A 16,432-nucleotide genomic window follows, 5' to 3' on the forward strand; every position below is an offset into this window, starting at 1 on the left:
GCGCTGACTGTTATTTGTGCAGTTGTGGCGCAGAAGCAAAATTTTTATTTTTTACCCCTTGAAAGGGTCGGGCGCTGTCCCTATCTCTTGCGTCACGAGGCCGGTGCCAGTGAAGCCCGGCATTCATCCCAAAATGACTGATTGGACTTCTCAAAGGAGAGCTATCAATGAAAATTCGTCCATTGCACGACCGTGTTATCGTCAAGCGTAAAGAAGTGGAATCTAAATCGGCTGGTGGCATCGTTCTGACTGGCTCAGCAGCAGGGAAATCTACCCGCGGCGAAGTGCTGGCTGTTGGCAATGGCCGTATCCTGGAAAATGGCGAAGTGAAGCCACTGGACGTAAAAGTCGGTGACGTCGTGATTTTCAGCGAAGGCTACGGTGCGAAAACTGAGAAAATCGACAACCAGGAAGTGCTGATCATTTCTGAAAGCGACATTCTGGCAATTGTTGAAGCGTAATCTACGTAACTCATTGAACGAAACGAATTTAAGGGATATTGATAATGGCAGCTAAAGACGTAAAATTTGGCAACGACGCTCGTGTTAAAATGCTCCGTGGCGTTAACGTACTGGCAGACGCAGTAAAAGTAACCCTGGGCCCGAAAGGCCGTAACGTAGTGCTGGATAAATCCTTCGGCGCGCCAACCATCACCAAAGACGGCGTTTCCGTTGCACGTGAAATCGAGCTGGACGACAAGTTCGAAAACATGGGCGCGCAGATGGTGAAAGAAGTTGCCTCTAAAGCGAACGACGCAGCGGGCGACGGCACCACCACCGCCACCGTGCTGGCGCAGTCTATCATCACTGAAGGTCTGAAAGCCGTAGCCGCGGGCATGAACCCGATGGATCTGAAGCGCGGTATCGATCAGGCCGTTATCGCTGCGGTTGATGAGCTGAAAAAACTTTCCGTTCCTTGCTCCGATTCCAAAGCCATTGCTCAGGTTGGTACCATCTCCGCTAACTCCGATGAGAGCGTGGGTACCCTGATTGCTCAGGCGATGGAAAAAGTGGGCAAAGAAGGCGTGATCACCGTTGAAGAAGGCACCGGCCTGCAGGATGAGCTGGACGTGGTTGAAGGTATGCAGTTCGATCGCGGCTACCTGTCTCCTTACTTCATCAACAAGCCAGAAACCGGTGCGGTTGAGCTGGAATCACCGTTCATCCTGCTGGCTGACAAGAAAATCTCCAACATCCGCGAAATGCTGCCGGTGCTGGAAGCCGTGGCAAAAGCAAGCAAGCCGCTGCTGATCATCGCTGAAGACGTTGAAGGCGAAGCGCTGGCAACTCTGGTGGTTAACACCATGCGCGGCATCGTGAAAGTGGCTGCGGTTAAAGCGCCTGGCTTCGGCGACCGTCGTAAAGCTATGCTGCAGGATATCGCTGTGCTGACCGGTGGTACCGTTATCTCTGAAGAGATCGGTATGGAGCTGGAAAAAGCAACGCTGGAAGACCTGGGTCAGGCAAAACGCGTTGTGATCAATAAAGACACCACTACCATCATCGATGGCGTGGGCGAAGAGTCTGTGATCTCTGGCCGCGTAACCCAGATCCGTCAGCAGATCGAAGAAGCGACCTCCGACTACGATCGTGAAAAACTGCAGGAGCGCGTAGCGAAACTGGCAGGCGGCGTGGCTGTGCTGAAAGTAGGCGCAGCGACTGAAGTTGAAATGAAAGAGAAGAAAGCTCGCGTTGAAGATGCTCTGCACGCTACCCGTGCGGCAGTAGAAGAAGGCGTGGTTGCCGGTGGCGGCGTGGCGCTGGTGCGCGTGGCGGCTCTGCTGTCCGAGCTGAGAGGCCAGAACGAAGACCAGAACGTGGGTATCAAAGTTGCGCTGCGCGCAATGGAATCCCCTCTGCGTCAGATCGTTTCTAACGCAGGCGAAGAGCCATCTGTAGTCGCTAACAACGTGAAAGCGGGCGACGGTAACTACGGTTACAACGCGCAGACCGAAGAATACGGCAACATGATCGACTTCGGTATCCTGGACCCAACCAAAGTCACCCGTTCTGCACTGCAGTACGCGGCTTCCGTTGCGGGCCTGATGATCACCACCGAGTGCATGGTCACCGATCTGCCAAAAGCTGACGCGCCAGACTTAGGTGCAGGCGGCGGCATGGGTGGTATGGGCGGCATGGGCGGCATGATGTAAGTCGGCACCCAGCCCCTGAACGAAAAAAACCTGCCAGCGATGGCAGGTTTTTTTATACCTGAACCTCAGACCGTGCATTGGCGGTAAAAAGCGAGGCCAGGGCGTGTTTCACGGGCTGCTGCCGATCGCGTGGTCAGCTGATTAACCCTTCGCCCTATTTCTTCGTAACAGGCAATCTCATCGCCATTTCTGGATGTATTCAATGCATCGCGGATTTTATGTTAACCTGCGAATGGGTCTGTAAATAATAATGGAGATTAAAATGCGGATTAACGTCTTGCTGGGGCTCTCTGTCGCGGCGGTGCTGCTGGCGGGTTGCAGCAGCTCTACCAAACTGAGTTCAGCAGGTGAACGCGTCACCTTCACCGACCAACAACCGGCAAGCGGCTGTCAGCTGCTGGGCAACCTGACCGGCTCACAAAGCAACTGGCTGAGCGGCGCGGGCGGCGGTGAAAGCAGCTCTCTGCGCGGTGCGGCTAACGATCTACGCAATCGCGCGGCGGAAATGGGCGGCAACGTGATTTACGGCGCAACCAGCCCAACGCAGAACATCTGGTCAAGCTTCGCGCCGCTGGACAGCAAAATGAGCGGTCAGGTTTATAAGTGTCCCTGAGGCGTTAGCAGTACGGATCACCCGAACAGGAGAAGATCGCCGCTTCTCCTGTTTTTTTATTGCTGACGCAGCTGCAAATCAAGCGGCGTTTTGCTTGGCTCGCCGCCAATCTCTCTTGCCAGCTTCGGCACCATATAGCCGGAAATCTGGCTCAACAGTTCCCGCATAATGTTCCTCGCCTGCTCGTCGGAAACGTAGAAGTGCGCCGCGCCCTGGACTTTATCCAGCACGTGCAGATAGTAGGGCAGGATCCCGGCGTCGAACAGCGCGTTGCTGAGTTCTGCCAGCGTGGCGGCGCTGTCGTTGATGCCGCGCAGCAGCACGCTCTGGTTCAACAAGGTGACGCCTGCTCGCTTCAGCTGCCGCATGGCTTCCCGCAGCTGGTCGTCAATCTCGCGCGCGTGATTAATATGGGTAACCAGCAGCGTTTGCAGTCGTGATCCTGCCAGCCGCTGGCAAAGCGCAGAGGTGATACGCGCAGGGATAACCACCGGCAAACGCGTATGGATACGCAGCCTTTTCACGTGCGGGATCTGCTCCAGCTCGGTTATCAGCCACGCCAGCTCGCTGTCTTTCGCCATCAGCGGATCGCCGCCGGAGAAAATTATTTCATCCAGTTGCGGCTGCTGTCGGATATACTCCAGCGCCTGCTGCCAGTTGCGCTTGTTGCCCTGGTTATCCGAATAGGGAAAATGACGGCGGAAGCAGTAACGGCAGTTGACGGCGCAGCCGCCTTTCACCAACAGCAGCGCGCGATTATGATATTTATGTAACAGACCCGGCACTACGCTGCTTTGCTCGTCGAGCGGATCGGTACTGTAACCTGGCGCATCGATAAACTCCTGGCTTTGGGTGATCACCTGGAGCAGCAGCGGATCCTGCGGATCGCCCTTTTGCATTCTTGCCGCAAAAGCGCGCGGTACGCGCAGAGCAAAAAGACGGCGCGCATTGGCGCCGCCCCGAAGCTCAGGATGTGAATCAAGGCCTAAAAGCTGTAATAGTTCATCAGGGTCGGTGATTACATCTGCAAGTTGATGCAACCATTCTTCTCGCGAAGGGGTATTTAGGGTTACAATGTGTGCCATTTTTTTGGCTAAGTACCAGTATTAAATTGTAGAGGGCCTTTATGGCGACTTATTCTAGCAACGATTTCCGTCCCGGTCTTAAAATCATGTTCGAAGGCGAGCCTTATGCCGTCGAATCCAGCGAGTTTGTAAAGCCAGGTAAAGGCCAGGCGTTCGCACGTGTGAAAATGCGTCGTCTGCTGACCGGCACTCGCGTTGAGAAGACCTTTAAGTCTACCGACTCCGCCGAAGGCGCAGACGTAGTAGATACCAACCTGAACTACCTGTACAACGACGGCGAGTTCTACCACTTTATGCACCCGGAAACCTTCGAACAGCACCCTGTCGAAGAGAAGACCGTTGGCGACGCGGCAAAATGGCTGCTGGACAACGCAGAGTGTATCGTGACGCTGTGGAACGGCAAGCCGATTCAGGTTCTGCCGCCAAACTTCGTTGAGCTGGAGATCGTGGATACCGATCCAGGCCTGAAAGGCGATACCGCAGGTACCGGCGGCAAGCCAGCCAAACTTTCTACCGGCGCGGTAGTGAAAGTGCCTCTGTTCGTACAGATTGGCGAAGTGATTAAAGTAGACACCCGTTCGGGCGAATACGTTTCTCGCGTAAAATAAGTGGTATGGGCCTGCCTGTGCGGGCCCTTATTTTTCCCCGCCCCATAAACCGCATTGTTTTATTGCCGTCACTTTCACGGCCCGCGCGCTGAGCGCTACCTTACCTTCCACGGCTTCGGCAAAGATGTTCAGCATCTGGGCGGCGTCATCTCATACGTTGTCAGTTGAGTTCCCGCCTTCCTTTTCGCCTCGCCAGACGCATTCGCGAAATTACGACTATGCTTAACACGCTGTACTTTACCGCTAATTAAAAGGAACTGGTTATGTTAAAGAAAAGTATTGTCGCGATCTTTTCCGTTCTGGTGCTTTCTTCTGCGCTTACCGCCTGTAATACCACCCGTGGGGTAGGCGAAGACGTGTCCGCAGGCGGACGAGCGATCCAGCGAAGCGCTCAGTAAAAGAGAGGCCGGTGTTTGCACACCGGCCTTCTTGCTTTAGCCTCTACAGGACGTTAATCCGGCCTCACCTTTCCAGCCACTACAGGGCATTAATCCTGCTTCACCCAAATCAGCTTGTTCACGTCAAAACCGGCCTGACGCGCCTTCGCCGTCAGCGCTTCTTTTACCTTGCCGTCGAGCTGCGGCGTGCGCGATAAAATCCACAGATAGTTTCTGTTTGGCCCGCAGACCAGCGCGTGCTGATAGTCTTTATCCAGCGCGATCACGTTGTAGCCGCCATAAAAAGGTCCGAAGAAGGAGACTTTCAGCGCCGCCTGGCTTGGCGAACCGGTAAAGTAGGCTTTGCCGATGCTTTCCTGCCAGCGCTGTTTTTTGACGTTAAAGCCGCGATTGATCACCTTCAGCCCGCCGTCGTCGCGCTTGCTGTAGGTGGCGGTCACGTGATCCAGGCCGCGTTCGAAACGGTGATCCAGACGGGCGATTTCATACCAGCTGCCCAGATAAAGGTCGGCGTTGAAGCCTTCGATGGGCGTTACGCCTTTCGGCGGCGTGGTGGTACAGGCGACAGAGAGAAGGGCGCCGGCGCCTGCGGCCAGCATTTTCCAGAGAGACATAAGCGATTCCTTTGCGTTTGAACTGCTTAAGTATAGGCCATTTTGCGCAGGCGGCCCGAAGCCGCCCGGTTATCAAAGCGTCAGTACGCCAATCGCGGTGACGATGCTCAAAATGGCGGCCAGGCCATAGAAAAACCATTTGCTGGCGGGAAGGTGGATTTTCAGGTCGTGCGTCATATGGTGCAGCCGATGCACCGCGCACCAGAGCGGCAGCACGATAGCCAGAAAAAGAAAGAGGCGACCTGGCCAGCTTTGCGCGAAGCCAAGGATGCGCTCAAAGCTGAAGGCTGACGGCGTGCCCAGCTCCAGCGGCATCATGATCCCTGCCAGCAGCACCAAAACGGGCGACACCAGCGCGGCCCACATGCCGCCCGCGCCAAACATGCCCCAGAATAACGGCTCGTCAGAACGGTTTTTATTTTTCATTATCCCCCCCTTACCAGCAGAACAGCGGCCAGCATGGCAAGGCTAATCAGCGCCATCGCCAGCCACAGGCTTTTAACAACCGGCCCGGACGACAGCTTTTTGTCGCCGATAACGATAATCGCCGCCTTAGGCGCCAGCTCAAACCAGGTTTTGCTGTGCAGCAGCGCCGCCGCCAGCGCGATCAGGTTCAACAGCAGCAGTACGGGATGGTGCAGGACATCGATAAAGGCCGCCCAGCTTTCCGCGCCGCGCTTCAGCGCGTACAGCCCGAAAATCAGCTCTATGCTAAACAAGAGCGCCGGAAGCGCCGTGCCTTCGCGCAGCATATAGAAGCGATAGAAACCCGTTTTGCGCCACCAGTCGGCCATAACCGGACGGTGATAAGCATTGCGTTTAGAACTCATCTGGCAACTCCTTATTGTGGCCTGAGGCTGGCGATCAGATAGTCTTTGGCGCTTTCCACTTTGCTCTGCTGGATAGCGGCGGCCGGATCGACATGTTTCGGGCAGACCTCCGAGCAGAAGCCGACAAAAGTGCAGGGCCAGACGCCGTTATCGCCGTTCAGCTGCGGCATTCGCGCGCGTTTACCCTTGTCGCGGCTATCGAGGTTATAGCGGTGGGCCAGCGTAATAGCGGCCGGGCCGATAAATTCCGGATTAAGCCCAAACTGTGGACAGGCGGCGTAGCACAGGCCGCAGTTGATGCAGCCGGCAAACTGGTGGTAGCGCGCCATTTGCGCCGGCGTTTGTCGGTTGGGGCCGTTCTGCGCCTGCGACGAATCGCCGATAATCCAGGGCTTGATCGCCGCCAGGCTCTCGATAAAGCGGCTCATATCCACCACCAGATCGCGCTCGACGGGGAAGTTGGCCAGCGGCTCCACGCGAATACCCTGTGGATAGTGCCGCAGGAAGGTTTTACAGGCGAGCTTTGGCACGCCGTCCACCATCATGCCGCAGGAGCCGCAGATAGCCATGCGGCATGACCAGCGAAAGGACAGGTCGCCTGCCAGGTTGTCTTTGATATATCCCAACGCGTCCAGCAGCGAGGTTTGCTCATCCCAGGGCACCGCGTAGGTGGCAAAATAAGGTGCCTTATCCGTTTCCGGGTTATAGCGTTGGATGGCAATATTGCAATGTGGCAGGTCAGCCATTTTGCGCCTCCTTATGTTCTGATTCCGCGCCGTAAACGCGTTTAGCCGGCGGCAGTCGGGTAATCATGACGTCGCCCCAGGCGACGGTCGGCGCGCCCTGCGCGTTGAAAAAGCTCAGCGAGTGCCGCAAAAAATGCTCGTCGTCGCGTTCGCGACAGCCTTCATCCAGACGCTGGTGCGCGCCGCGCGACTCTTTACGCGCGAAAGCCGCGTGTGCCATACATTCCGCCACGTTCAGCCCGTGCTCCAGCTCAATAGCATAGAGCAGCTCGGTGTTGAAGACGCTGGAGCTGTCGCGGATGCGCACGCGGGCGAAGCGCGCTTTCAGCTCCGCCAGCCTGTCGATAGTCTGCTGCATCAGCTCCGGCGTGCGGTAGATGCCGCAGCCTTCCTCCATCGTCATGCCCATTTCATCGCGCAGCGTTGACCAGCGCTCGTCGCCGGGCTGATTAACCAGCGCCTTCAGCCGCTGCTGGCAGTCGCGGGCCTGGGCATCCAGCGCGGCGGTGGCGAAGTTACGGTTTTCCAGCGCCCTGACGGCGGCGTTTTCACCGGCCAGGCGACCAAACACCACCAGCTCCGCCAGCGAATTCGATCCCAGCCGGTTAGCGCCGTGCAGGCCTACCGACGAGCATTCGCCCACGGCAAACAGCCCACGGATAGGGGTTTCACAGTTGGCGTCCGTAGCGATACCGCCCATGGTGTAGTGCGCTGTCGGACGGATAGGGATAGGGCTGGTAACGGGATCGACGCCGACGTAGGCTTTGCTCAGCTCGCAGATAAACGGCAGCCGCTCCAGCAGCTTCTTCTCGCCCAGATGGCGCAAATCGAGGTGAACGACTTCGCCGCGCGGCGTATGAATGGTGCGGCCTTTCTGCGACTCATGCCAGAAAGCCTGCGACACCTTGTCGCGCGGCCCCAGCTCCATATATTTGTTTTTGGGCTGGCCGAGCGGCGTTTCCGGGCCCATACCGTAATCCTGCAGGTAGCGATAGCCGTCTTTATTAACCAGAATGCCGCCCTCCCCGCGACAGCCTTCGGTCATCAGGATGCCGGAGCCGGGCAGTCCGGTCGGGTGATACTGTACAAACTCCATGTCCCGCAGCGCCACGCCGTGACGCAGCGCCATCCCCATGCCGTCGCCCGTAACGATGCCGCCGTTGGTGTTATAGCGATAGACGCGCCCCGCGCCGCCGGTTGCCAGCACCACCGATTTCGCCAGAATTTTTATCAGCGTGCCTTCCATCATGTTCATGGCAACCAGCCCGCGTGCCTCGCCGTTATCCACCAGCAGATCGAGAACGAAATGCTCATCAAAGCGAATAATCTGCGGATATTTCAGTGAGGTCTGAAACAGCGTATGCAACATATGGAAGCCGGTCTTGTCGGCGGCAAACCAGGTGCGCTCGATTTTCATGCCGCCGAAGCGGCGCACGTTGACCGAACCATCTTCACGACGGCTCCACGGGCAGCCCCAGATCTCCAGCTGGGCCATCTCCTGCGGGCAGTGCTGCACAAAATAGTCCACCACATCCTGCTCGCACAGCCAGTCGCCGCCGGAAACGGTATCCTGAAAATGCAGATCGAAGCTGTCATGCGCCTGCGTGACGGCGGCGGAACCGCCTTCGGCGGCAACGGTATGGCTGCGCATGGGATAGACTTTTGAAACCAGCGCAATGGAAAGCGTGGGATGGGCCTCCGCAGCGGCGATGGCCGCCCGCAGCCCGGCACCGCCCGCGCCGACAATCACCAGATCGGCAGTAAAAGTTTGCACGATATTCTCCCTGTCAGGCCGTTATAGAAAGGATGAGGGGATACCCTCGGTTAACGGAGACAGCAGTATAAAACCGGCGGTAGCGGGTAAAATTGATATGCTCAGGCAAACAGGTGAAAAAATGACGGCAATAATGTTAAGGGGTTAACGTTTTCCACGGCGGACGCTGTATCGGGGGGGCGTTTTTTTTACCGGCGCAGGTTTGTTTGTCGGTGTCGCCTCGGGTAGACTGCTTCACCCTGATCCCTGAGGAGTACAAACTATGAGCGATACGGCCAGCTGGCAGCCGAGCGCGCCCGTCACCAACTTGTTAAAACGGGCAGCGATAATGGCTGAAATCCGGCGTTTCTTTGCCGATCGTGGGGTGCTGGAAGTGGAAACCCCGGCGATGAGCCAGGCAACCGTAACCGACATCCACCTGTTTCCTTTTCAGACGCGTTTTGTCGGGCCGGGTGCGGCGCAGGGGCTGGATCTCTTTCTGATGACCAGCCCGGAATACCATATGAAGCGGCTGCTGGCGGCGGGCAGCGGGCCGATTTTCCAGCTTTGCCGCTGCTTCCGTAATGAGGAAGCGGGACGCCATCACAACCCTGAGTTCACCATGCTGGAGTGGTATCGGCCGCATTACGATATGTACCGGCTGATGAACGAGGTGGACGATCTGCTGCAGCAGGTGCTGGAGTGCGCGCCTGCGGAAACGCTCTCCTACCAGCAGGCTTTTCTGCGTCATCTGGAGATGGATCCGCTGTCGGCGGATAAAGCCCAAATGCGTGAAGTGGCGGAGAAGCTGGGCGTGGGCGATTTAGCTAACCGCGAGGAAGACCGCGACACGCTGCTGCAGCTGCTGTTTGTCACGGGCGTGGAGCCGCAAATCGGCAAAGAGAAACCGGCGTTTGTTTACCATTTCCCGGCCAGCCAGGCGGCGCTGGCGGAGATCAGCACTGAAGATCACCGCGTGGCGGAACGCTTTGAGGTCTACTTCAAAGGCATCGAGCTGGCCAACGGCTTCCGTGAGCTGACCGACAGCCGCGAGCAGCGCCAGCGTTTTGAGCAGGATAACCGCAAGCGGGCGGCGCTTGGCCTGCCACAGCAGCCGATTGACGCTAATTTGCTGGACGCGCTGGCGCACGGCATGCCGGAATGCTCCGGCGTGGCGCTGGGCGTGGATCGCATTGTGATGCTGGCGCTTAAGGCATCGCAGCTGAGCGAAGTGATCGCGTTCTCCGTCGACCGCTGTTAAGTTGCCATAAAAAAGGCCAGGGATTGCGCCCTGGCCTGCGTCTACAGCCCGCCTGATTTGTACGTTCTGGCCGCCGGCACGCCGTTGTTGACCGGCGTTTTGCGCCCGATGGTTTCCATACGTACCTGGAACGGTGGGAAAGGCATCTCCAGCCCGTGCTCGTGATAGCCCTGCAAAATAAGCTGGTGCAGCTCGTGGCGCAGCGGCATCCGGTGGCCCATTTCCGCCGCATGAATGCGTAGCTCAAACAGCTGAATACCCTGCTGCAAATCCACCAGAAAAGCTTCCGGCGGCGGCGTGTCGAGCACGTACTGACAGCGCTGCGCGGCGGTCAGCAACACGTTGGTAACCTCTTCGCTGTTGGCTTCCGCTGCCGCAGGAATAGTCAGCACCACGCGCGTAACCGAATCGGAGAGCGACCAGTTAATAAACTGCTCGGTAATAAAGGCCTTGTTCGGCACGATAATCTCTTTGCGATCCCAGTCGGTGATCGTCGTCGCGCGCGTGTTGATCCGCGTAATGCTGCCGGTCAGATCGCGAATGGTGACGGTATCGCCGATGCGGATCGGCTTTTCAAACAGGATAATCAGGCCGGAAATAAAGTTGGCGAAAATTTCCTGTAATCCGAAGCCCAGCCCCACGCCCAGCGCCGCTACCAGCCATTGTAGCTTCGACCAGTCAATGCCGATCATTGAGAATCCGGCCAGGCCGCCAACCAGAATCAGCGTGTATTTGGTCAGCGTGGTAATGGCATAACCGGTGCCGGGCGTCAGATTAAGGTGCTGGAGCAGCGCCAGCTCAAGCAGCGCCGGCATATTGCGCACCAGCTGCGTGGTAATAATCAGCACCAGGATCGCGATCAGCACCGAGCCGAGCGTGATCGGCTCCAGGCTTTCCACGCCCTGCACCGTGGTGCTGGCATCCCATAGCCTGATGTTCTCCAGAAAGCCGAACGCCGAATGGATCTCTGACCAAAGCACAATAACCGACACCAGCGCAATCAGCGTCAGAATGGAGCGCACCAGCCGCAGCGACTGGGCGCTGATGGCGTCCAGATCGATAACCGGCTCGTCGACTTCCGTTTCCGTGCTCTGCGTGGCGGTGGTTTCTTCTTCGCCTTTGGCGCGCTGGGCCAGTATTTCCGCCCGCCGGTTGCGCGCGCGATCGAAAGCGATGCGGCGACGCTGAATAAGCATCCAGCGGCGAATAATGTGATAGATAATCAGCAGCAGGAACCAGATCGCCAGCGAGGTTTCCACCCTGGCCAGCAGCGCCTGGGCGGTGGCCAGATAGCCGATGCAGGAAGCCAGCGCGGCAATCAGCGGAATGCAGATCATCATGTTCCACAAAATATTGCTGATAAAGTTTTCGCCGTTGCCCTCTTTATCCAGGTAAAGAGGAATGCCCGCGCGTTTCAGGCTGATGGTCACCAGGCTCAACGCGCCGCAGATCAGGATAAAGCAGAGGCGGCCCAGCGTGGCGGAGAAATGACGCTCGTCCAGGTTATCAAAGCCTATCAGCAGCATAATCAGCGGCACCACAAAGCCGATGCAGAGCGTATAGAAGCGCATCGCGCGCGCCACCCGATTCTGCTGCCAGCGAAAGTGGACGATAAACAGGCCTTTGGATCGGGCAAAGCCCGCGCTGATCATAAAGGCCCACAGCAGCGGCACGGTAGCGGTAATGCCGTCGCCAATCGCCACGGCGACGGGGTAGGGCCAGGCGTGCTGCAAACCGTAGCCCAGCGCCATCCACAGCACCGGCAGCGGCAGCGCGACCAGAATCGACCAGAACACGGTGCGCATGGTCAGCCCAAAACGATCCTGGGTGACTTTGCCCACTTTACTGGCGGAACGGTCGAGAAAATCACGGTAGTGACGACGTGAACTCAGGCTGAAGCCCACCAGCAGGATCGCGCCGATAATGGGCAGCACGGTTTCCCGGTTGGTAAACATCATCACCAGTGCACCGCCCAGCTGGCCCAGCGTATTCAACGACAGCAGATTACGTAGATCGCGCATCAGCAACAGCGGAAAGTCGAGATGCAGCGCGCCGACATCGGCCGTCCAGAACAGATAGCGATGCGTCGCCTCTTTAATCTCCCGCAGCGCGTCCTCAAGCTGGCCGTTGGCGACTTTAAGCTTGGTGACTTCAAGGATCAGGTTATCGCTGCCGGAAAGCAGCGAGCCAATCAGCTCGCGTTGGGTTTTCAGCTGGGCGTCGAGGATGCGGCGCTGCTCGCTGGTTAGCGGCGTGCCATCATCCTGGCGGAGCTGACGCAGCTGCTGCTGGCGCTCCAGAAGATCTTCATAGCGCAGCCGCTGAACACGCAGCTGGGCCATATCGTTATCCAGCTGCTGCGGTTTGGGCATTTCCGGCAGGCGGGCCACCTGCGCGCGCAGGGCTTCGCCCAGCACCGTGGAGACGCCGAGCCACTGCGACTGCTCGCGGATGGTGCTCAGCGCCTGGCGAACCTGAATAGTTTGATTAACGGCGGTACGCTGCTGCGAGGCGACCAGATCCATGCGCTGCGCCTGTTCGTTCAGCGCGGCGGACAGCTCACGGTTAATACGGAACTGTTCGCTGAGTCTTTGCGGCAGCTCGCCGCTGTTTTCCGCCAGCTGTTCCGTTTTTTCCAGCGCGATTTCCGCTTCGCGCTGACGGCGGCTGTTCAGCTGGTTGCGCAGCGCCTGCAGATACGCATCCAGCTGGGTGGCTTTACGCTGGTGAAGCTCGCCGCGCATCCGCGCCAGCTCCTGACGGTTGTTGGCCGACAGCTGTGCCAGCTCCAGCTCATCGACGCGGGCTTTGCGCGCTGCCGACTCTGCCTGGCGGGCGAAAAGCTGCGCCTGAGCGAGCGGCGTGCCAGGGGTGGGCTGAGCCTGAAGGCGCCGTTCAATCTCATTCAGCGCGCGCCGGGCGTCGGTTTGCTGCTGCGGCAGCTGGGCCAAAGAGTCGCTGATTTCCCTGGCGCGATCCTGCTCCTGCTGCGCCTGGCGGCCTTCTTCCAGCAGCTGGCTGCTGATCTGCAGGATCTCCTGATCCAGCTCCGCCGCCGTCATGGTGCTGCTTACCGTTTTGCTGCTGTCGCCCAGCACGACCAGCTGCTGGCGTAATTCGCGGGAAAGGCGGGGGAAATCGTCAATAACCTGCTGATAGTCGCTGGCGTTGGCCTGCGACTTTTGTTGATCATCGATCCAGTTTAACGCCGACTGAAGCGCATCCACGATTTCCGCCTGATTGGGCGTATCCTGGCTGGACTTCGCCTCTTCCAGGGCCTGTTTAATCTGCGCAGCGTCGGGGGCGCTGGCGGCCCAGGCGGGCTGGAGCAGCGTCCAGCCCACGAAAAGAATAACTATCAGGCGTAACATACGTCTCTGCTATGGGTGATGTAAGACTTCTTCAGCACTGGTTTTTTGCAGCGCGATAGCCAGCGGCTGGCCCAGACGCGTGGTGGTTTCCGGCGTCAGGCTTTCCGCCAGTTTCACTTTACCTTCGGCGAACAGGTTGATAACCGTCGATCCCAGCTTAAAGCGGCCCATCTCCTGGCCTTTCAGCAACACCACCGAACCCTCTTCTTCCGCGCCCGGCCAGCGCCAGCGTTTGATCACGCCTTCGCGCGGCGGCGTTACCGTGCCCGCCCAGACGGTTTCAATGCTGCCCACAATAGTGGCACCAACCAGAATCTGCGCCATCGAGCCAAACTCGGTATCAAACAGGCAGATAACGCGTTCGTTACGGGCAAACAGGTTAGGGATGTTTTGCGCCGTCAAAGGATTCACGGAGTAAAGATCGCCCGGCACATAGATCATCTCACGCAGGATACCGTTGCACGGCATATGCACGCGGTGATAGTCGCGCGGCGCGAGGTAAGTGGTGACAAACTCGCCGTTGCGAAACATATCGGTCATCGCTACGTCGCCCGCCAGCAGCGCTTCCAGGGTATAGGTGTGGCCCTTCGCCTGGAAGATGCGATCCTCGTCGATGTGGCCCAGCTGGCTGATTGCGCCGTCGCATGGCAGCACCAGCAGATTAGGATCGGTTTCAATCGGACGAGCCTCGTCACGCAGCGGACGTACGAAAAAGTCGTTAAACGTCCGGTAGCTGGCGGTATCGGGCTTCTGCGCCTCTTTCATATCAACTTTGTAGAACCAGACAAAAATATCAATAACGGCTTTAGTCAGCCAGCCGGCGCGCTTGCCTGCGCCCCAACCGGCCAGTTCAGTAAGGCCTTTTTTCGGCAAAACAGCATTCAGGCCGAGCTTCAGACGATCCAACACAATAGCCTCCTGGCTTTCTGAAATAATTAAGGGTGCGGATTGTAACAGCGTCCGTGCATTCAGGCTACGACGCCCGCCGCGCGGATCTCAGTCGCTGTTTTCAGAAAAACTGCGTCGCGTTTTTAGCTGCATGTCCGACATGCTGTCCAGAATACGGTGGTAGTTGGCAAAACGCGACTCATCGATATCGCCGCGTTCTACCGCTTCGCGGATAGCGCAGCCCGGATCGGCGTCATGCTTGCAATCACGGAATTTGCAGTGACCTAAAAACTCACGGAATTCGACAAATCCGCGGGTGATTTGTTCCGGCTCCAGATGCCATAAACCGAATTCGCGCACGCCCGGCGAATCGATAACGTCGCCGCCGTTAGGGAAGTGGTAAAGACGGGCTGCGGTAGTGGTGTGCTGGCCAAGACCGGAGACGTCGGAAACATCGTTGGTCAGGATCTCTGCCGCAGAGTCCAGCCCCAGCAGCGCATTAAGCAGGCTGGATTTCCCTACGCCTGACTGGCCGGCGAAAATGCTGACGCGGTCGACCAGCGCGGCTTCCAGTTCGCTCAGGCCCTGCTTACGATGGCTGGAAACCATCACGACGCGATAGCCGATGCTGCGATAAATAGTCATCTGCTGCTGCACAAAGACCATGCCTTCGTCATCCAGCAGATCCGTTTTATTCAGCACCAGCAGCGGCTCAATATCCAGCGTTTCGCTGGCCACCAGATAACGGTCGATAATATTCAGCGACAGCTCCGGCAGGATGGCCGAGACGATAACGATCTGATTGATATTGGCGGCAATCGGCTTTACGCCGTCGTAGAAGTCAGGACGGGTCAGTACCGAGGTGCGTTCGTGCACCGCTTCCACAATGCCTTTGGCGCTCTGTACGCCGGGCCGCCAGAGTACGCGGTCGCCCGTTACCAGCGAACGAAGGGTGCGACGGATATTACAGCGGTGGACGCTGCCGTCCGCATCTTCTACGTCGGCGTGCATCCCGAAACGGCTGATCACCACGCCGTCGCGCGCTTCACCAAACAGGCTATCATCCGGCTCCGGCTTGTCGGCGCGCTGCTTCAGACGGCGCTCATGGTTGGCACTGACGCGACGTTGCTGACCTTTAGACAGTTTGTTCTTGCTCACGCTTCCTCACAGGCTTAGCTTCGCCCTGACAGGGCAAAACGTTTATGATACACCCTAACGTTTGATGATATAAGCCACGGCGAGAAACCCTATGACAGTAAATGCCAGTAATCTGATCTGGATTGACCTTGAAATGACCGGCCTGGATCCGGAACAGGATCGTATTATCGAAATCGCCACGCTGGTGACCGATGCCGATCTGAATATCCTTGCTGAAGGGCCGGTGTTCGCCGTCCATCAGTCCGATGCGCAGCTGGCGCTGATGGATGAGTGGAACGTGAATACCCATACCAACAGCGGGCTGGTGGAGCGAGTGAAAGCGAGTCAGTACGACGATCGCGCCGCCGAGCAGGCGACGCTGGCGTTCCTGAAAAAGTGGGTGCCGGAGAACAGTTCCCCAATCTGTGGCAACAGCATCGCTCAGGATCGTCGCTTTCTGTTTAAATATATGCCGGAGCTGGAGGCCTACTTCCACTATCGCTATCTTGACGTCAGTACGCTGAAAGAGCTGGCGCGCCGCTGGAAGCCGGAGATCCTTGCCGGTTTTAAAAAGCAGGGCACGCACCAGGCGATGGATGATATTCGGGAATCGGTTGCCGAGCTGGCCTGGTACCGCGAGCATTTTATTCAACTCTAGTAGCGAAGCGCTGACAAAATTAGCGTTATGCTGGTTTTGTCAGCAATCAGGCGGCAAAGCGAAAAAAAGTGGCGTCGCAGGCTTGCGGCGATTCTCATTTCTCGTATAATGCGCTCCCCGTACAGGAAGAGTTTTTACCTGATACGCAGAGCGGGAATAGCTCAGTTGGTAGAGCACGACCTTGCCAAGGTCGGGGTCGCGAGTTCGAGTCTCGTTTCCCGCTCCAAACGTTTTACAGCACCACCCCAAGCGGGAATAGCTCAGTTGGTAGAGCACGACCTTGCCAAGGTCGGGGTCGCGAGTTCGAGTCTCGTTTCC

At 57.7% G+C, this 16,432-nt stretch carries 16 protein-coding genes and 1 tRNA gene; 8 read left to right on the plus strand and 9 right to left on the minus strand.

The features are described from left to right. The first annotated feature begins 167 nt into the window (after window positions 1-167). From EGK14_RS16945 to EGK14_RS16955, 3 genes are all read left to right on the plus strand, one after another. The gene (locus tag EGK14_RS16945) at window positions 168-461 is read left to right on the plus strand and encodes a co-chaperone GroES (protein WP_125290273.1); all 294 of its coding nucleotides are present in this window, start codon (window positions 168-170) and stop codon (window positions 459-461) included. A 44-nt stretch (window positions 462-505) separates the two neighbouring features. Beyond that, window positions 506-2,152, plus strand: coding sequence for a chaperonin GroEL (gene groL / locus EGK14_RS16950; RefSeq protein ID WP_125290274.1), 1,647 nt, complete (start codon window positions 506-508; stop codon window positions 2,150-2,152). A gap of 262 nt (window positions 2,153-2,414) precedes the next feature. Continuing rightward, complete coding sequence (locus tag EGK14_RS16955) at window positions 2,415-2,765, plus strand: DUF4156 domain-containing protein (protein ID WP_125290275.1); 351 nt, start codon at window positions 2,415-2,417, stop codon at window positions 2,763-2,765. Window positions 2,766-2,821: 56 nt separating this feature from the next. Here the strand turns inward: EGK14_RS16955 and epmB are convergent, their stop codons facing one another. Beyond that, the gene (epmB, locus tag EGK14_RS16960; RefSeq protein ID WP_125290276.1) at window positions 2,822-3,850 is read right to left on the minus strand and encodes an EF-P beta-lysylation protein EpmB; all 1,029 of its coding nucleotides are present in this window, start codon (window positions 3,848-3,850) and stop codon (window positions 2,822-2,824) included. 41 nt (window positions 3,851-3,891) lie between these two features. Here epmB and efp point away from each other — a divergent pair, with 41 nt between their 5' ends. Both efp and EGK14_RS16970 read left to right on the plus strand, forming a co-directional pair. Beyond that, entirely contained in the window at window positions 3,892-4,458 is a 567-nt protein-coding gene (efp, locus tag EGK14_RS16965; protein WP_125290277.1) for an elongation factor P, read from the plus strand. A gap of 263 nt (window positions 4,459-4,721) precedes the next feature. Further along, window positions 4,722-4,856 carry an entericidin A/B family lipoprotein gene (locus tag EGK14_RS16970; protein ID WP_034939964.1) on the plus strand — a complete coding sequence of 45 codons (135 nt, stop codon included), beginning with the start codon at window positions 4,722-4,724 and terminating at the stop codon, window positions 4,854-4,856. A gap of 89 nt (window positions 4,857-4,945) precedes the next feature. Here the strand turns inward: EGK14_RS16970 and EGK14_RS16975 are convergent, their stop codons facing one another. From EGK14_RS16975 to frdA, 5 genes are all read right to left on the minus strand, one after another. Beyond that, window positions 4,946-5,470: a lipocalin family protein gene (locus EGK14_RS16975; protein ID WP_125290278.1), complete on the minus strand. Its 525-nt coding sequence runs from the start codon at window positions 5,468-5,470 to the stop codon at window positions 4,946-4,948. Between the two features lie 72 nt (window positions 5,471-5,542). Continuing rightward, complete coding sequence (gene frdD / locus EGK14_RS16980) at window positions 5,543-5,896, minus strand: fumarate reductase subunit FrdD (RefSeq protein WP_125290279.1); 354 nt, start codon at window positions 5,894-5,896, stop codon at window positions 5,543-5,545. Then, on the minus strand, window positions 5,896-6,300 hold the full coding sequence (frdC, locus tag EGK14_RS16985) for a fumarate reductase subunit FrdC (RefSeq protein WP_125290280.1): 405 nt from the start codon (window positions 6,298-6,300) through the stop codon (window positions 5,896-5,898). The genes frdD and frdC overlap by 1 nt, the downstream gene beginning before the upstream one ends. Window positions 6,301-6,311: 11 nt before the next feature. Then, window positions 6,312-7,046 carry a succinate dehydrogenase/fumarate reductase iron-sulfur subunit gene (locus EGK14_RS16990; RefSeq protein ID WP_125290281.1) on the minus strand — a complete coding sequence of 245 codons (735 nt, stop codon included), beginning with the start codon at window positions 7,044-7,046 and terminating at the stop codon, window positions 6,312-6,314. Beyond that, window positions 7,039-8,820 carry a fumarate reductase (quinol) flavoprotein subunit gene (gene frdA, locus EGK14_RS16995; RefSeq protein ID WP_125290282.1) on the minus strand — a complete coding sequence of 594 codons (1,782 nt, stop codon included), beginning with the start codon at window positions 8,818-8,820 and terminating at the stop codon, window positions 7,039-7,041. The genes EGK14_RS16990 and frdA overlap by 8 nt, the downstream gene beginning before the upstream one ends. Before the next feature lie 262 nt (window positions 8,821-9,082). On the opposite strand from frdA, the gene epmA reads away from it, so the two are divergent. Beyond that, entirely contained in the window at window positions 9,083-10,060 is a 978-nt protein-coding gene (epmA, locus tag EGK14_RS17000; protein ID WP_125290283.1) for an elongation factor P--(R)-beta-lysine ligase, read from the plus strand. Between the two features lie 41 nt (window positions 10,061-10,101). Here epmA and mscM read toward each other — a convergent pair whose 3' ends face one another. From mscM to rsgA, 3 genes are all read right to left on the minus strand, one after another. Then, the gene (gene mscM / locus EGK14_RS17005) at window positions 10,102-13,431 is read right to left on the minus strand and encodes a miniconductance mechanosensitive channel MscM (protein WP_125290284.1); all 3,330 of its coding nucleotides are present in this window, start codon (window positions 13,429-13,431) and stop codon (window positions 10,102-10,104) included. 9 nt (window positions 13,432-13,440) lie between these two features. Further along, window positions 13,441-14,340: an archaetidylserine decarboxylase gene (asd, locus tag EGK14_RS17010; RefSeq protein ID WP_125290285.1), complete on the minus strand. Its 900-nt coding sequence runs from the start codon at window positions 14,338-14,340 to the stop codon at window positions 13,441-13,443. Between the two features lie 87 nt (window positions 14,341-14,427). Beyond that, a complete protein-coding gene (gene rsgA / locus EGK14_RS17015; RefSeq protein ID WP_125290286.1) occupies window positions 14,428-15,477 on the minus strand; it encodes a small ribosomal subunit biogenesis GTPase RsgA in 1,050 nt (349 codons plus the stop codon). Between the two features lie 91 nt (window positions 15,478-15,568). Between rsgA and orn the strand changes: the two genes are divergently transcribed. Both orn and EGK14_RS17025 read left to right on the plus strand, forming a co-directional pair. Further along, window positions 15,569-16,114: an oligoribonuclease gene (gene orn, locus EGK14_RS17020; RefSeq protein WP_125290287.1), complete on the plus strand. Its 546-nt coding sequence runs from the start codon at window positions 15,569-15,571 to the stop codon at window positions 16,112-16,114. 150 nt (window positions 16,115-16,264) lie between these two features. Beyond that, a tRNA-Gly gene (locus tag EGK14_RS17025) sits at window positions 16,265-16,340 on the plus strand. The last annotated feature ends 92 nt before the right edge of the window (window positions 16,341-16,432 follow it).

The sequence above is a fragment of the Erwinia sp. 198 genome, from assembly GCF_003937915.1.
Classification (GTDB): Bacteria; Pseudomonadota; Gammaproteobacteria; order Enterobacterales; family Enterobacteriaceae; genus Erwinia; species Erwinia aeris.

What these genes read in the sequence shown, in the direction of transcription:
- EGK14_RS16955 (WP_125290275.1), top strand. Translation starts at nt 2,415, where the DNA reads ATGCGGATTAACGTCTTGCTGGGGCTCTCTGTCGCGGCGGTGCTGCTG.
- EGK14_RS16990 (WP_125290281.1), bottom strand. Translation starts at nt 7,046, where the DNA reads ATGGCTGACCTGCCACATTGCAATATTGCCATCCAACGCTATAACCCG.
- epmB (WP_125290276.1), bottom strand. Translation starts at nt 3,850, where the DNA reads ATGGCACACATTGTAACCCTAAATACCCCTTCGCGAGAAGAATGGTTG.
- mscM (WP_125290284.1), bottom strand. Translation starts at nt 13,431, where the DNA reads ATGTTACGCCTGATAGTTATTCTTTTCGTGGGCTGGACGCTGCTCCAG.
- EGK14_RS16975 (WP_125290278.1), bottom strand. Translation starts at nt 5,470, where the DNA reads ATGTCTCTCTGGAAAATGCTGGCCGCAGGCGCCGGCGCCCTTCTCTCT.
- frdC (WP_125290280.1), bottom strand. Translation starts at nt 6,300, where the DNA reads ATGAGTTCTAAACGCAATGCTTATCACCGTCCGGTTATGGCCGACTGG.
- EGK14_RS16970 (WP_034939964.1), top strand. Translation starts at nt 4,722, where the DNA reads ATGTTAAAGAAAAGTATTGTCGCGATCTTTTCCGTTCTGGTGCTTTCT.
- frdD (WP_125290279.1), bottom strand. Translation starts at nt 5,896, where the DNA reads ATGAAAAATAAAAACCGTTCTGACGAGCCGTTATTCTGGGGCATGTTT.
- groL (WP_125290274.1), top strand. Translation starts at nt 506, where the DNA reads ATGGCAGCTAAAGACGTAAAATTTGGCAACGACGCTCGTGTTAAAATG.
- orn (WP_125290287.1), top strand. Translation starts at nt 15,569, where the DNA reads ATGACAGTAAATGCCAGTAATCTGATCTGGATTGACCTTGAAATGACC.
- EGK14_RS16945 (WP_125290273.1), top strand. Translation starts at nt 168, where the DNA reads ATGAAAATTCGTCCATTGCACGACCGTGTTATCGTCAAGCGTAAAGAA.
- epmA (WP_125290283.1), top strand. Translation starts at nt 9,083, where the DNA reads ATGAGCGATACGGCCAGCTGGCAGCCGAGCGCGCCCGTCACCAACTTG.
- efp (WP_125290277.1), top strand. Translation starts at nt 3,892, where the DNA reads ATGGCGACTTATTCTAGCAACGATTTCCGTCCCGGTCTTAAAATCATG.